At 60.2% G+C, this 14,015-nt stretch carries 17 protein-coding genes; 3 read left to right on the plus strand and 14 right to left on the minus strand.

The annotated features are described in order from the left end of the window. Window position 1 precedes the first annotated feature (1 nt). Entirely contained in the window at window positions 2-1,381 is a 1,380-nt protein-coding gene (locus UL81_RS08325; protein ID WP_035105403.1) for a glycine--tRNA ligase, read from the minus strand. Window positions 1,382-1,689: 308 nt separating this feature from the next. Between UL81_RS08325 and UL81_RS08330 the strand changes: the two genes are divergently transcribed. Continuing rightward, entirely contained in the window at window positions 1,690-2,007 is a 318-nt protein-coding gene (locus UL81_RS08330; protein ID WP_035105404.1) for an ArsR/SmtB family transcription factor, read from the plus strand. Between the two features lie 44 nt (window positions 2,008-2,051). Further along, window positions 2,052-2,465 (plus strand): Fur family transcriptional regulator, encoded by a 414-nt coding sequence (locus UL81_RS08335; protein ID WP_035105406.1) that lies wholly within the window; start codon window positions 2,052-2,054, stop codon window positions 2,463-2,465. Here the strand turns inward: UL81_RS08335 and UL81_RS08340 are convergent. The 5 genes from UL81_RS08340 to UL81_RS08360 all read right to left on the minus strand — a co-directional run bounded on the left by UL81_RS08340 (window position 2,458) and on the right by UL81_RS08360 (window position 6,354). Then, window positions 2,458-3,210, minus strand: a complete 753-nt coding sequence (locus UL81_RS08340) for an isoprenyl transferase (RefSeq protein WP_081961412.1) — start codon at window positions 3,208-3,210, stop codon at window positions 2,458-2,460. The genes UL81_RS08335 and UL81_RS08340 overlap by 8 nt on opposite strands. Window positions 3,211-3,219: 9 nt before the next feature. Further along, window positions 3,220-3,939, minus strand: a complete 720-nt coding sequence (gene recO, locus UL81_RS08345; protein WP_046453480.1) for a DNA repair protein RecO — start codon at window positions 3,937-3,939, stop codon at window positions 3,220-3,222. A 3-nt stretch (window positions 3,940-3,942) separates the two neighbouring features. Then, window positions 3,943-4,932: a GTPase Era gene (gene era / locus UL81_RS08350; protein WP_046453481.1), complete on the minus strand. Its 990-nt coding sequence runs from the start codon at window positions 4,930-4,932 to the stop codon at window positions 3,943-3,945. 72 nt (window positions 4,933-5,004) lie between these two features. After that, window positions 5,005-6,024: a formamidase gene (locus UL81_RS08355; RefSeq protein WP_035105408.1), complete on the minus strand. Its 1,020-nt coding sequence runs from the start codon at window positions 6,022-6,024 to the stop codon at window positions 5,005-5,007. A gap of 141 nt (window positions 6,025-6,165) precedes the next feature. Next, window positions 6,166-6,354: a hypothetical protein gene (locus UL81_RS08360; protein ID WP_035105410.1), complete on the minus strand. Its 189-nt coding sequence runs from the start codon at window positions 6,352-6,354 to the stop codon at window positions 6,166-6,168. 97 nt (window positions 6,355-6,451) lie between these two features. On the opposite strand from UL81_RS08360, the gene UL81_RS11810 reads away from it, so the two are divergent. Further along, the gene (locus tag UL81_RS11810; RefSeq protein WP_144407176.1) at window positions 6,452-6,667 is read left to right on the plus strand and encodes a hypothetical protein; all 216 of its coding nucleotides are present in this window, start codon (window positions 6,452-6,454) and stop codon (window positions 6,665-6,667) included. 29 nt (window positions 6,668-6,696) lie between these two features. Here UL81_RS11810 and UL81_RS08365 read toward each other — a convergent pair whose 3' ends face one another. The 8 genes from UL81_RS08365 to dnaJ all read right to left on the minus strand — a co-directional run bounded on the left by UL81_RS08365 (window position 6,697) and on the right by dnaJ (window position 13,992). Continuing rightward, entirely contained in the window at window positions 6,697-7,605 is a 909-nt protein-coding gene (locus UL81_RS08365) for an IS982 family transposase (protein WP_035105500.1), read from the minus strand. 71 nt (window positions 7,606-7,676) lie between these two features. Continuing rightward, complete coding sequence (locus tag UL81_RS08370; protein ID WP_046453482.1) at window positions 7,677-8,591, minus strand: DUF559 domain-containing protein; 915 nt, start codon at window positions 8,589-8,591, stop codon at window positions 7,677-7,679. Between the two features lie 180 nt (window positions 8,592-8,771). Then, on the minus strand, window positions 8,772-9,608 hold the full coding sequence (pdxY, locus tag UL81_RS08375; RefSeq protein ID WP_035107309.1) for a pyridoxal kinase PdxY: 837 nt from the start codon (window positions 9,606-9,608) through the stop codon (window positions 8,772-8,774). After that, window positions 9,608-10,456: a pyridoxal kinase PdxY gene (gene pdxY, locus UL81_RS08380; protein ID WP_035107310.1), complete on the minus strand. Its 849-nt coding sequence runs from the start codon at window positions 10,454-10,456 to the stop codon at window positions 9,608-9,610. The genes pdxY (UL81_RS08375) and pdxY (UL81_RS08380) overlap by 1 nt, the downstream gene beginning before the upstream one ends. A 45-nt stretch (window positions 10,457-10,501) precedes the next feature. Beyond that, window positions 10,502-11,107 carry an rRNA maturation RNase YbeY gene (ybeY, locus tag UL81_RS08385; protein ID WP_035107312.1) on the minus strand — a complete coding sequence of 202 codons (606 nt, stop codon included), beginning with the start codon at window positions 11,105-11,107 and terminating at the stop codon, window positions 10,502-10,504. 2 nt (window positions 11,108-11,109) lie between these two features. Continuing rightward, entirely contained in the window at window positions 11,110-12,096 is a 987-nt protein-coding gene (locus UL81_RS08390) for a PhoH family protein (protein WP_046453697.1), read from the minus strand. Between the two features lie 9 nt (window positions 12,097-12,105). Further along, window positions 12,106-12,846: a 16S rRNA (uracil(1498)-N(3))-methyltransferase gene (locus UL81_RS08395; protein WP_035107314.1), complete on the minus strand. Its 741-nt coding sequence runs from the start codon at window positions 12,844-12,846 to the stop codon at window positions 12,106-12,108. After that, complete coding sequence (gene dnaJ, locus UL81_RS08400; RefSeq protein ID WP_035107315.1) at window positions 12,847-13,992, minus strand: molecular chaperone DnaJ; 1,146 nt, start codon at window positions 13,990-13,992, stop codon at window positions 12,847-12,849. Window positions 13,993-14,015: the final 23 nt, after the last annotated feature.

Consider the following 14,015-nt stretch of genomic DNA (forward strand, 5'->3'; position numbering starts at 1 on the left):
CTTAGCACCCAATCAGGCGGGCGGCGAGGTAGGACTCGAGCTCGTCGAGGGAGACGCGCTCCTGCTCCATGGTGTCGCGCTCGCGGACGGTGACAGCGTTGTCTTCAAGGGTGTCGAAGTCGAAGGTCACGCAGAACGGGGTACCGATTTCATCCTGACGGCGGTAGCGGCGACCAATAGCACCGGAGACGTCGAAGTCGATGTTCCAGTTAGCGCGCAGCTTGTCGGCCAGCTCGCGGGCCGGTGCGGACAGCTCTTCCTTCTTGGACAGCGGCAGCACGGCAACCTTGACCGGTGCCAGGCGGCGGTCCAGGCGCAGCACGACGCGCTTGTCGGTACCACCCTTGGCGTTCGGTACTTCTTCCTCGTCGTATGCGTCGACCAGGAAGGCCATCATGGAACGGCCCAGACCAGCGGCCGGCTCGATAACGTACGGAATCCAGCGCTCTTCGGTGGTCTGGTCATAGTAGGACAGATCCTCGCCAGAGCCCTTCGCGTGCACGCCCAGGTCGTAGTCGGTGCGGTTTGCCACGCCCTCGAGCTCGCCCCACTTGGAGCCCTTGAAACCGAAGGCGTACTCGACGTCCACGGTGCGCTTGGAGTAGTGGGAGAGCTTTTCCTGCGGGTGCTCGTAGAGGCGCAGGTTTTCTTCCTTGATGCCCAGGTCGACGTACCAGTTGTAGCGGTCGTCGATCCAGTACTGGTGCCACTCTTCGTCCTCGCCCGGCTTGACGAAGAACTCCATCTCCATCTGCTCGAACTCACGGGTACGGAAGATGAAGTTACCCGGGGTGATTTCGTTGCGGAAAGACTTACCGATGTTCGCAATACCAAACGGCGGCTTCATACGCGCCGAGGTCATCACGTTCTTGAAGTTGACGAAGATACCCTGCGCAGTCTCCGGGCGCAGGTAGTGCAGACCCTGCTCGTCGTCGACTGGGCCCAGGAAGGTCTTGAGCAGACCGGAGAAAGCCTTCGGCTCAGTCCAGTCGCCCGGCTGGCCAGTCTCCGGGTCGTTGATATCTGCCAGACCGTTTTCTGGCTCATGGCCGTGCTTTTCCTCGTAGGCCTCAATCAGGTGGTCTGCGCGGTAGCGCTTACCGGTGTGGCGGGACTCGACCAGCGGGTCCGTAAAGACCTCGACGTGACCGGAGGACACCCACACCTGACGCGGCTGAATGACAGAAGTATCCACACCCACAACGTCCGGGCGGGATTGCACCATGTGGCGCCACCACTGGCGCTTGATGTTTTCCTTCAGCTCCACACCCAGCGGACCGTAGTCCCATGCCGAGCGCGAACCTCCGTAGATCTCACCTGCCTGGTAGACCAAGCCGCGACGCTTGCACAGGTTAACTACGGTATCGATGACGGACGCCATGGTTGAAAGACTCCTCTGGTAGGGGACAGCCGTTGACAATGCCGACTAGTCTAGCTTGCCCCTTACTCCCCTGCTCAAATCGCCTAGGCATTTGGGAAAATGAGCAGCTCACGGCAATAATGTGCATTTTATACACATGTGTGCAATATTTTATGTAGACTATAGTAACTGACGTGCTATAGAAAATAATCTTACTCTTCCCTTAACCTGGTACAACAGGTTAAAGGCATGTAAGATTAGAAGTTCATATGCCCCCCAGCTAAAATAATTCCCTCCCCTAAGCACCAACCATCTGAGGAGCCCGTCTCATGCAGAAGACCTACATCGCTTTCGACGCCCCTGCCGCCGCAACCATCATCGGAGCTCTGGATTCTCCCCTGCGCATCCAGATCGTCACCCTGCTGGCTCAGCGTGACCACTACGTTCACGAGCTGGTCGCTACCACCGAGAAGTCCCAGCCGCTGATCTCCCAGCACCTGCGCGTACTCAAGGAAGCCGGCATCGTCGACGCCACCCGTCGCGGCCGCCAGGTCTCCTACCGCCTGGCTGCCCCTGAGGTGCTGAACCTGCTTGCCGATGCTTCCACCATTGCCCACCGCACCGCCCCTCAGGTGAGTGTGAGCTAAAGCGGTGCACAGCACCTGCTGTGCACCCTCGGTATGGTGGTGGCATGTCAATCCATAACAGCATCCCGAAGCTGGGCGCCCGCAACACCAAGCAACGCACTGCCGTTGTGGAGGTGCTGCGCGAACTCGATAAGTTCGCCTCCGCCAAGGATATCTACCAAGCTCTCCAGGAGCGCTCGGAAAAAGTTGGCCTGACCACTGTCTACCGCACCCTGCAATCCCTTTCTGAGATCGATGCAGTCGATTCGCTGCACATGCCGTCAGGCGAGACCCTCTATCGCCACTGCGACACCGATGCACACCACCATCACCTGGTGTGCACCGAGTGCGGGCGCACCGAAGAAATCGACGGCGGCCCCATCGAGCAGTGGGCAGCTGAAACCGCCAAAGAACACGGCTTCCAGTTAACTGGCCACGATGCCGAAATCTTCGGCATCTGTGCCAAGTGCGCTACTTAGTTCCGCCGAATCGGCGATCGCGGCGTGCGTATTCCTCCACCGCCGCAAACATATCTTCGGGGGTAAAGTCCGGGAACAGTTTGTCCTGGTAAATCATCTCGGCATACGCCGACTGCCACAGCAGGAAGTTCGACGTGCGCTTCTCACCAGACGGGCGCAGGAACAAATCCACATCCGGCATCGTCGGGTCATAAAGATGCTCCGCGATGACATCATCATTAATCGCGCTGGGGCGCAGCTCACCCTTGGCGGCTTGCTTTGCGATGTCGCGGACGGCATCGACAAGCTCTGCCCTACCGCCGTAATTCACACACATTGCCAAGGTCATGCGCGTGTTGTCCTTAGTCAGCTCCTCGGCGGCCTCCAGCTCCTTGATAACCGAGCGCCACAGGCGCGGGCGACGACCCGCCCACACCACGCGCACACCGCGCTCGTGCAGCCACTGGCGCTGCCGACGCAGCACGTCGCGGTTAAAGCCCATCAAAAAGCGCACCTCTTCGGGGCTACGGCGCCAATTCTCCGTCGAGAAGGCATAGGCCGACAGGTATGGCACGCCCATGGCGAGACAGGCGTCGACGGCATCGAGAAGCACTGCTTCACCGCGCTTATGGCCCTCGGTGCGCGGCATGCCACGTTCTTGCGCCCAACGGCCGTTACCGTCCATGACCAGCGCAATGTGGCGCGGGAGGAACTCAGCGGCAATCTCGGGCGGGGTTAATTTCCGATTCGGATCTGGCGTAATCACGTCTATATCCTACTGTTCCATCACGCCGAGTGCGGAGACCTTCCGCTCCAGATGCCACTGCAAGTACGCGCGGGTTAACCGGTGGGCTTCCTGGCGCTGCGCATTCGTCGGATTGGACTCGTAACCGTGTGCCAATAACCACATGTGGTGCAGGGTTTCCGGATCCACCTCTGCAGCTCCTGGCGGGCGGCACTGGTGGCACGCTGCCCCACCCACTGCCGGGTGGAACGCGTGGTGCGGGCCGGGCCGCTGGCATTGCGCGCAATCAAACAAGCTCGGCGACCACCCGGCGTGCGCCATGGCTTGGAGCAGGAAGGCGTTGAGGGCGTCGATAGGCTCGGCGTGCTGCAGGCGCTCCAGGGTCTGGGTAATCGCGTTGTAAAGGTACGGGTCGCCTGGCGCGTCATTTTGCGCGAGCCGCTCTGCTGCTTCGAGTGCTGCGCAGGCGGCGGTGTAGCGCTCGTAGTCGTCGATAATCTGCGCGCCGTAGTAGGCCACTGTGTCGGCCTGGGTAATCGAATACAGCGAACGACCTGCGTAAAGCTGCACGTCCAGATTGACGAAGAGCTGCAGACGCGACCCGAAGCGCGACTTCGCTCTCCTGACACCCTTGGCGACACCGCGCACCAGGCCGTGCTGCTTGGTGAGCAGGACAATAACGCGGTCGGCTTCGCCAAAATCGTATGAGCGAATCACGACCGCGCGGTCCCGGAAATTCTCCCGGCGCATGAGTTAGAACCCCAAACGGCCCAGCGACTTCGGGTCAGACTGCCAGTTCTTCAGCACCTTAATGCGCAGGTCCAGGTACACATTTTGGCCCAGTAGCTGGATAATCTCCTTGCGCGCAGTACCGACGATGCGCGTAAAGCGACGACCGTCCTTGCCTTCGATGATGCGCTTTTGGCCCGGGCGCTCCAGATAGAGCACGGCATGCACATCGAGCACGCCTTCCCTGGTTTGCGAGGGCAGCATCTCATCGACCTCGACTGCCACCGAGTGCGGCAGCTCGTCCTTCAAGCCCGCGAGCGCTGCTTCGCGAATGAGCTCCGCGATGCGCTTTTCCTGCTGCTCATCAGTGATGTGGTCGTCCGGGTAGAACTTCGGGCCTTCGGGGAGGTGGTCGACGATGACATCGATAAGCTCGTCGAGCTGCACCCCTTCCTTGGAACTGACCGGGATGACCACTGCGTCCGGGTTTTCCTCTGTCAGCAGCTGGTGCAGGGCGAGCAGCTGTGCGCCGACCTGGTCCTTCGATGCCTTGTCGAGCTTGGTGACGATACCAATAATCGGAGTCTTCGGCGCCACCTTGCGCACGTTCTCCAGAATCCACTTGTCACCTGGGCCGATCTTCTCATCCGCCGGGATAGTCAGACCGATGACGTCGACGTCCGCGTAGGTGTCCTTCACGACCTCGTTCAGGCGCTCGCCCAGCAGCGTGCGCGGGCGGTGCAGACCCGGGGTATCAACCACGATGACCTGCGCATCCTCGCGATGCACCAGACCGCGAATCGGATGACGAGTCGTCTCCGGCTGGTCCGCCGTAATAGCAATCTTGTGCCCCACCAGCGCATTCGTCAGCGTCGACTTACCCGTATTCGGGCGGCCCACAAAGGACACAAAGCCCGAGCGGAACCCCTCCGGGGTGTCTGTGTATTGGGTGTAATCCAGCGCCTCACCATCATCCGGGAGGTTCTCAAACGCGGCATCAAAATCTGTACTCATTAACTGACATCATAGCCCACCGCCATAACAGCGATGGGCTATGAAGAGATGCCTGTTACGCAGGGATGTTGGTTACTTATTGTACTTATCCGGCAGCGGGCCAAGCTGTGGGCCATCCGGGTAGTACTTCCAGCCGTCCTTGATGCGAACTTCGTCGTCCCATGGCAGCTTGTACTCGCCCTTAGCCAGGTCTTCTACCCAGGTCAGATAGTTTTCCTTCTTGCCGCCCGGGTAGCCCACGTAGCCACGATTGCCCAGGTTGTAGATGTTGTTTTCCAAGCCCCAGTTCTTACGTGCCTTATCGGCCAGCTCCGGGAAGATTTCAGCAGTGACAATCTCGCCCGGGTTACGGTGACCTTCGGAAATCATGCCGCCGTCGTAATTGCAGACGTTACCTTCACCGAAGTAGTAGAAGGTGTTGTCGTAGCCAGCCAGGTTCACCGATGCGGTGTACATCAGATTCTGGAAAGCATTCGTCCGGTTGGTCATGATCCACTGGTCAGAGACCTGCGTGGAGTAACCCGAGATGCGAATATAGACGTTTGCGCCCTTGTAAGCCGCCTCGCGTGCGAGCTCAGGGAACATACCGTCGTGACAGATATTCACTGCCAGCTTCGACCCCTTCGGGCCATCGCATACCGGCATGCCCAGGTCACCCGGGTACCACGGCTCGATGGGAGTCCAGGGCTGCAGCTTGCGGTAGTGCAGAGCAATCTCGCCCTCATTGTTGATGATGATCGCAGTGTTGAAAGGTGGTTTTCCTTCCTCATGGTTCGGCTCCATGATGGAAAAGACACCCCAGACATCATTGTCGCGGCACGCCTGCTTGAACTGGTCCACCTTCGGATCATCCAGGCCAATGAGGAACTCATCGTAGGACCAGATCTCCGTGTTCAGTCCCGAGGACGAATACTCCGGGAAGACAATAAGGTCCAGGTCTGGATAGCCAGTCTTCGTGCTACCAACCATGCGGCAAATTTCATCTACATTTGCCTGCACATCCTCCGGCGAGGTCACTACCGGGACCGGATACTGAATCAGTGCCATCAGCAGCCCGTCTGGCGAAGCACTAATACTTCCTGTACTCGACATATTAACTCCTCTTTAGGTCTAGTCGTCAGGACCACCGCCAGGATAGCGTGATCCACAGCACATCGCAGGCGCTCTCATTCTGACTCACTGAGAGTCTTCTTGTATTACGCTTTGAGGACTCACTCTCTCGCAGAAAGATTGCTATGCGCTCAGCTTTCCACTTCTCGCCGCCGCTCTCCTACTGGTCGGTTGTTCTAACCCCGACTCGGAACCAGCGTCGAGCTCGAGTAGTTCTTCTGAGACCTCGTCGTCCTCGTCAGCTACTTCGCCGTCTTCGACGTCTTCATCTGCTGAGTCTTCGGTTTCGGAGACGCAGGCATCGGAAAGCATTGCTCCGGCAGAACCCGTAGAGCAGGCTGAACCTGCTGCTCAGCCTGCTGCGGAGCCCACCCTGCTCTACTGCGAGGGCGGGCTTACGACTCACGGCATGTTCTCGGATGGGCAGAGGCGACTCACGCCTGCATGTGACACCCCGGAACACCGTGAAGCAGGACGCATGGAATCGCTGTGCGGTGGCATCAGCGACGGCATCACTCAGGAATACATTGACCTCTGCTTGGGTGGAGAGCCTCCATCCCAAGAACTGCTGGACTACGTCGAGCAGCGCGACGCTAACTCAGGGGAAGCAGCCACTTCCTACTAGATGATTGAGTCCAAGGGTGTGCTGGGGGTTTAGTGGTCATAGGCGATCAGTGATCGCAGGGCAGGTTGGCCGGTGGCGTGGTTATGCCAGATCGCTGCGGTTAATGCCAGCAGGCGTTTAACGACCTGGCAGACCAACCCACCGGCAGTGCGGCTGCCGTGTTGTTCAAGATGGAGCTGGCTTTTCATCGTGTTGAACACCGACTCGATAGTCTGCCGCAATGGTTTCAAGAATTGTTTTCCTGGCCTGGGTTTTTCCCCTTTCCGGGCCGGGCGAAGCAACTCAACGCCACCAGTTGTCAGCTCGTCTTCCAGCCAGGCACCGTTATAGCCCTTATCCGCCATGATGACCTGCCCGGTCGACACAATCACCGGAACAGTCTCCAGTATCGCCAGCAGTGTGGCGCGTTCATCGGCTTTGGCACCAGTGAGTGCGTAGCCAACCGGCAGCCCATGCAAAGTACTAATCAGGTGGAGTCGGCATCCCCAGAAAAACCGTGAGTGCGAGGCGCAATAGCCGTACTCGGCGTAGCCGGCCAGGTCGGAGCGTTTCACTGTTTCCCGGGACCGGCCGCATTCAACCGGGGTGGAGTCCACGACCCAGACATCATCATTGAGCAGGCCAGTCGAGGTGGCCAGGTGGGTCATCACGTGCTGCATCACGGTGGTGAGTTTCCGGAGTCGTTTGTTGTAACCGGATTGCTGTGGGATGTAGGGAAATGTGCTGGTGAAGCGTTTTCTGGCGTGGCGGATGAAGTGGCGTTGGGAGGTGTATCCCTGAAGGGATTCCATCACGGCCAGGGTGATGATTTCAGCATCGGTGATCTGTGGTTGGATCCCGATCTTCGGGCGTGGTGGGAGGAGTTCGGGATGGGCGTTGAGGTAGTCATCGCAGGTGGTATAGAGTGCTGTTGCGAGAGTGTCTATGTTGTTTTCCACAAATTCAATCATGGGCACTCTCGCCCTTTTTTAGCGGTAGCCACGCACTGGGGACCCTTGGACTCAATCATCTAGGCCTCGCGGAGTTTTTCGTGGCCGTTTTCGATGTGCCAGCGGATGTCGCTGAGAAAGCCATCGGGGTCAGCGCTGAGTTCGTTCGGTGCGTAGCGCAGGACTGCGTAACCACGATTGAGCAGGGCTTTTTGGCGGCGGTGTTCGGCGCGGATGACTTCGTCAGGGCGGAATTCGTATTTGACGTTGCCGTCGATTTCGATAACTAGCCAGTCGTTGATGAGGATGTCGGCGCGATACTGCATGATACTGCGCTGCGCTTTGATGGTTCGAAGCCCGGGGATATTCGCGTTGATAATCAGTGCTCGTGCGTAGGACTCCCAGGGCGATTCGGAGTCGCAGACGCTATGTTTCAGTGCCTGACGAGCTTTCGCGATTCCTTTTACTCGGCCCATCGAGCCCAGCACGTGGTTCAGTTTGTTCATACCCACATACCGGCTGCGGATACTGTCTACTGCGACGATGCCTTGTTCGAAGCCGTAAAAGCGAGAGATATCTAAAGCTGTGCGCGCGAGGGTGCTTACCCTCACGCCGTGTATTTCTTCTACCTGGTTCTTTAAGTCGGTCTGCTTGTAACGAAAGAAGTGCCCCTTCCCTTTTGCCGGGATGGAATTTGAGGGCACGGTTGCGTGGTACTGGTTCGGATAGCTAGTAAGAGGGATTCCGTGGATTAATGCGGCTGCTTTATCTATGAGCACGGCGCGCGGGGCCGCGCGACCGTGCGCGTACACTCTGGCGATTGTCTTCTCCCAGGGTTTGAGCCGGTTCCAGTCGAGGCGGCGCATCGCAAAGCACCATGCAAGTTGTGCCAGCTTGTCGTTGTGTAATTTCTCCCAGAGCGGGTCGGAGTTCGGGAGCTTGCGGAAATCTATGAGATGTTCGTCGATGTAATTGAAGAGATTTGTATTAGGCATGCCCTTTTTGTAGCCCAGGTCACGCGTTCTCGCGCGGCGAGTGCACCTGCTTGCCTGTATTTCCCCACACCTGGAAGGCGAGAGCTCGCGATGAGGATTTGGGCATCGGAAAGCGTGCTCGGATGCGCTCTTGGAGGATTCGGGGATCAGGTGTGGGGATTTCCCAGGGGAGGTCCTGAGTTAGCAGGGGTAGGCGCGGAATTGGCGGCGCGGGTGGACGAAGACGTCCTGGTTCTGAACGAGCTGGAGCTCGTCCGAGCCGGCGGCGTGCGAGGCGTAGATGACGTCGAAGACAGCGCTGGCGGTTGCTTCGAGGGCATCGGGAAGCGAGGCGCCGCGCAGGAGGTGGCTGGTAAACAGCGAGGTGGTCAGGTCCCCGGCGCCGACGACCTTGCCGCCGGCGACCTGCTGGCCGGGCACGCGCGGGGTGGTGAGGAAGTAGGCGTTATCGGGGTCAACAGCGAGCATGCCGATGTTTGCATCGCCCGTGTCGACAGACGTGACCAACACCGTGGAGCACAGCGAGCGCGCTGCGGCGATGGTGGATTCCAGGTCGGTGCAGGGCATGCCGGAGAGTAGGGCGACTTCCCATTGGTTGGGGGTGATGACATCGGCAAGTGGGATGAGCTCATCGCGGAAGACGCCGGGGATGTCGTCGGCGACGAAGGAGCCGTAGATTGCGTTGCCGATGACGGGGTCGCAGGCAAAGAGTGCGTCGGAGGAGTCTTTGACGCGGGAGACGGTATCGATGACCACGTCGGCAAGTTCCGGGGTGCCGAGGTAGCCGGTGAGCACTGCGTCGATGTCAGGCTGGCGGGCGAAAGTTGCGTCGATGATGTCCCGGACGGTGGAGGCTGGGAACGCGGGCCCGCCCCAGTCGGGGCATTCGGTGTGATTAGAGAAGTTCACCGTGTTGACGGGCCATACTTCCAGGCCAGCGCGCTGCAGCGGGAAGACGGCAGCGGAATTACCCACATGGCCATAGGTCACGTGGGACTGAATGGACAGAACTGCCACTAGAGTTCTTCGGCGCTAAATTGCAGCGGCGGGTTCGCGAAGACGTCCTGAGCTTGGATGAGCTGCAGTTCCTGGGTGTCGGCCTCGTAGGTAGCTTCGAGCAGGCCAAACACGGAGGAGGCGGTGCGCTCGAGGGCGAGCTTGGCGTCGCGAGTTTCGGTGTAGTGGCCGGTAAACAGCGCGGCGGTGACATCGCCGGAGCCATTGCGCTTGAACGGCAGGTACGGGGTGCTCACCAGGAAGGCACGGTCGCCATCGACGGCAAGCATCTCGATGCGGTCTTCGGGGGCATCGGGGCGCTGGACGGAGGTCACCAGCACGGTGCGCGGTCCAATATCTTGGGCAGCACGGACGGCGCCGAGGGTCTGCTCTAAGGTGCCGACCTCGTGACCAGTAAGGTAGCCGAGCTCGAACTGGTTCGGAGCAATGATGTCGGCGACGGGCACGACCTTGTCGCGCAGGAGCGGCGGGATTTCATCGGAGACGAAGCATCCGGACTTCTCATTGCCCATCACTGGGTCGCAGGCATAAAGCGCTTGCGGGTTCTCAGCCTTGATGCGCTGGACGGTCTCGATAATGACCTCAGCGATATCGGGGCCGCCCTGGTAGCCGGACAAAATAGCATCTACCTGCGGGAAAGCACCACGCTTTTCGATGCCATCCACAATCGACGTAATCTCCTCTGCCGGAAGGAGCGGTCCGCCCCAGTCGCCATAACCGGTGTGGTTGGAGAAGTTAACGGTATGAATCGGCCAGACCTCGTGGCCGCAGCGCTGCAGCGGAAAGACGGCCGCGGAGTTACCGACGTGACCGTACGTGACGTGCGATTGGATAGACAGGATATTCATGACACCTAATTGTGCTCCTCCCCACTAGAGAAGCAAGCTTTGACACTAGTTATTTTCGGAAGGTTCTGCGATGGGTGGGATTCCGCCACCGGGGACTTCCTTATCCAGGGCGGCGCGCTCGGCGGCGTCCGGGAAGGCCTTGGGGCCGGAAGGTTTGGGGTGGAAGGTGAGGTTGCGTTCGGCGAGGTTGTCGTACCAATCGGCAAGTAGTTCGTTCTGCAGGCCGAACATCTCTTTTTCTTCTGCTGGGGTGCGGTGGTCGTAGCCGAGCAAGTGGAGGCACCCGTGGACGGTCAACAGGGCGAGCTCGTGGCCGAGCGAGTGGTCGGCGGCTTCGGCTTGGCGCAGGGCGAACTCCGGACAGAGGACGATATCGCCGAGCATCGCGGGACCGGGGTCCGGGGAATCGGGGCGGCCGCCGGTGGCGCCGGGGGTGAGTTCGTCCATCGGAAAGCTCATGACATCGGTGGGACCATCTAGGTCCATCCAGCGCACGTGCAGGTCAGCGATGGTATCTAAGTCGACGGCGGTGATGGTGCACTCAGCGTCGGGGTGGATGTCCATGGCGCCAAAGGCGAAGGTGGCGACATCGATAAGCATTTCTTCGTTCACGCCATCGAAGCCGGATTCGTTGAGAAACTCAATGCTCATTTCTAGGCCTTCCCTTCCCGTGCGGCGCGGGCTTCGCGTTCGGCATCCGCGCGATCGTAGGCGGCCACGATGCGGCCGACCAGCTGGTGACGCACCACGTCTTGCGCGCCCAAGTTAGCAAAGTGAATATCGTCCACGCCTTCGAGAATGCGGCGAACCAGGCGCAGGCCGGAGACCTCACCGCGCGGGAGGTCGACCTGGGAAATATCGCCGGTGACCACGATCTTGGAGCCAAATCCCAGACGAGTGAGGAACATTTTCATCTGCGCGGCGGTGGTGTTTTGGGCCTCGTCGAGAATGACAAAGGCATCGTTGAGCGTACGACCACGCATGTACGCCAGCGGCGCGACCTCAATGATGCTGGCTTCCATGAGCTTCGGAATCATCTCGGGGTCCAGCATGTCGCGGAGGGCATCGTAAAGCGGGCGCAGATAAGGGTCAATCTTGTCGTTGAGGGTGCCCGGCAGGAAGCCGAGCTTCTCGCCTGCCTCAACCGCGGGGCGGGTCAAGATAATACGGCTGACCTGCTTGGATTGCAGGGCTTGTACTGCCTTGGCGACTGCCAAATAGGTTTTGCCGGAACCGGCAGGACCAATACCGAAGACAATCGTATTGTCATCAATGGCGCGCACGTAGTCGGACTGACCGACGGTCTTCGGGCGGATGGTCTTGCCGCGGCGGCTCACGATGTCCGCAGCCAGAGCAGCCGAGACAGACTGCGGTGCGTCAACGGCGACCATCTCAATGGTGTGCTTGACCGTATCGGTGCTCAACGGATTACCGCGCTGCGCAATCGCGGAAATTTCCTCAATAATCTTGGACGCACGTGCGACCTCATAATCCGGGCCCGTGACCGTCACGGTCGTCCCGCGGGCAAACACATCGGCATCCAACTGGTCATTGAGCACCCGCAGGTTCGTATCCGCATTCCCCAGAATCTGCGGCGCGAACGCAGGGTCAAGCTCGAACTTTTCGGTAATAATAGGCACGCTCATAGGCTACCAGCGCGCCGTACGCATGCCGATGCCCGCCAGCGCCACCATCGCCGCACTCGCCGTACGCAGCACCTCCGGCCCCAACTTCAGAGCCTCGGCACCTACTTCCTGCAGCTTCTCCAGCTCCTGCTTGCCGATGCCCCCTTCCGGCCCCACCAGAACATAGATTTGAGTCCCCAAATCTATGTTCTTAAGAGATACGGAAGCCTCCTCGTGTAGGACGAGGACCTGGGCATCCGGTTCTTTCTTGAGCTTGGCGACGAGCTCGCCCGTCGTCAGCGGACCCGCGACGTTGGGGATGCGCACGCGGCGGGATTGCTTGGCCGCGGCGGTGGCGGCATCTTGCCAGCGGCGCAGGGCCTTCGGGGCTTTCTTGGCGTCCCACTTCGCCACGCAGCGGTCGGCTTGCCAAGCGATGATTTCATCCGCGCCAGCCTGGGTGGCCAGGTCGACGGCGAGTTCGGCGCGCTCAGATTTCGGGATGGCCTGCACAATGGTCACGCGTGGGGTGGGCTCGGGTGCGACGTCGACCGCGTCGACGGTGGCCTGCAAGGTGTCCTTGCCCGAAGTCTGGGTGATGGTGGCGCGCAGGTGGGTGCCGGAGCCATCGATAAGCATGAGCTCCTCACCTGCCGTCATGCGTTTGACGGTGACGGCGTGGCGACCTTCGGGGCCACTGAGCTCGACGATCTCTCCCGCCGCAGCCGAGGAGAGATCATCGTGAACGAAAACGGGAAGCGACATTTAGCGGCGGAACCTATCGCGGATGCGGGAGAAGAAGGATTCTTCCTGGTTGTCGCCTGCTTCGCGGACCTTGGTGTCCTCGCTGCGGTGGTCGCGGATCTTCTCGAGTTGCTCGCGGGTGCGGCGGTCGAGTTCGCGGGGGACGACGACATCGACATGCGCGTAGAGGGAACCGAAGCCGTCGGTGCGCAGGCGTGGCATGCCTTTGCCTTCGACGCGGATGGACTCGCCAGGCTGGGTGCCGGGTTCGATTTCGATGTCGAGCTTTTCGCCGTCGAGATGCTCGATGCTGAAGGTGGTGCCGAGGGCGGCGTCGACCATCGGCACGCGGACGGTGAGGTTGAGGTCGTCGGCGTTGCGCTCGAAGACGGGGTGCGGTTCGGTGTGGACCTCAACGTAGAGGTCGCCGGCCGGGCCGCCGCCGTGGCCGACCTCGCCCTGGGAGCCCATGCGGATGCGCATGCCATCGCCAATGCCGGCGGGGATGTTGACGGTCAGATCGCGGCGCTTCTTCACGCGGCCATCGCCACCACAGTGGTTGCAGGGGTCTTTGATGATTTCGCCGAAGCCCTGGCACTGCGGGCAGGGGCGGGTGGTCATGACGTTGCCGAGGAAGCTGCGCTGCATCTCCTGGATTTCACCAGCGCCGCCACAGCCTTCACAGGTCACCGGCTTGGACTTGGACTCGGAACCGGAGCCGGAGCACTTGTCACACAGCACAGCGGTATCGACGGTGACGGTCTTCTTCAGACCGGAGTAGGCCTCCGCGAGGGTGATCTGGGTGCGCAGGAGGGCGTCGTTGCCCGGCTGGACGCGGGAACGCGGGCCACGGCCGCTGGTGCCGCCGCCAAAGAACTCGGCAAAGATATCGCCGAGGTTGCCGCCGCCGAAGCCGCCAAAGTCGGCGCCGCCGCCCTGCGCGGAGCGCTCCATCGGGTCGCCACCCATGTCGACGACCTGGCGCTTTTGCGGATCTAAGAGCACTTCCTGTGCCAGGGAAGCCTCGCGGAACTTCTCCGCGGCTTCCTCATCGCCCGGGTTGACGTCCGGGTGATACTTACGCGCCAGCTTGCGGTAGGCCTTCTTAATCTCGGAGTCCGAGGCGGACTTATCTACTCCCAGGATGCCGTAGTAATCACGAGCCACAGTGCGAAAAATCCTTAGCTACT

Source organism: Corynebacterium camporealensis (assembly GCF_000980815.1).
In the GTDB taxonomy this organism is placed as follows: domain Bacteria; phylum Actinomycetota; class Actinomycetes; order Mycobacteriales; family Mycobacteriaceae; genus Corynebacterium; species Corynebacterium camporealense.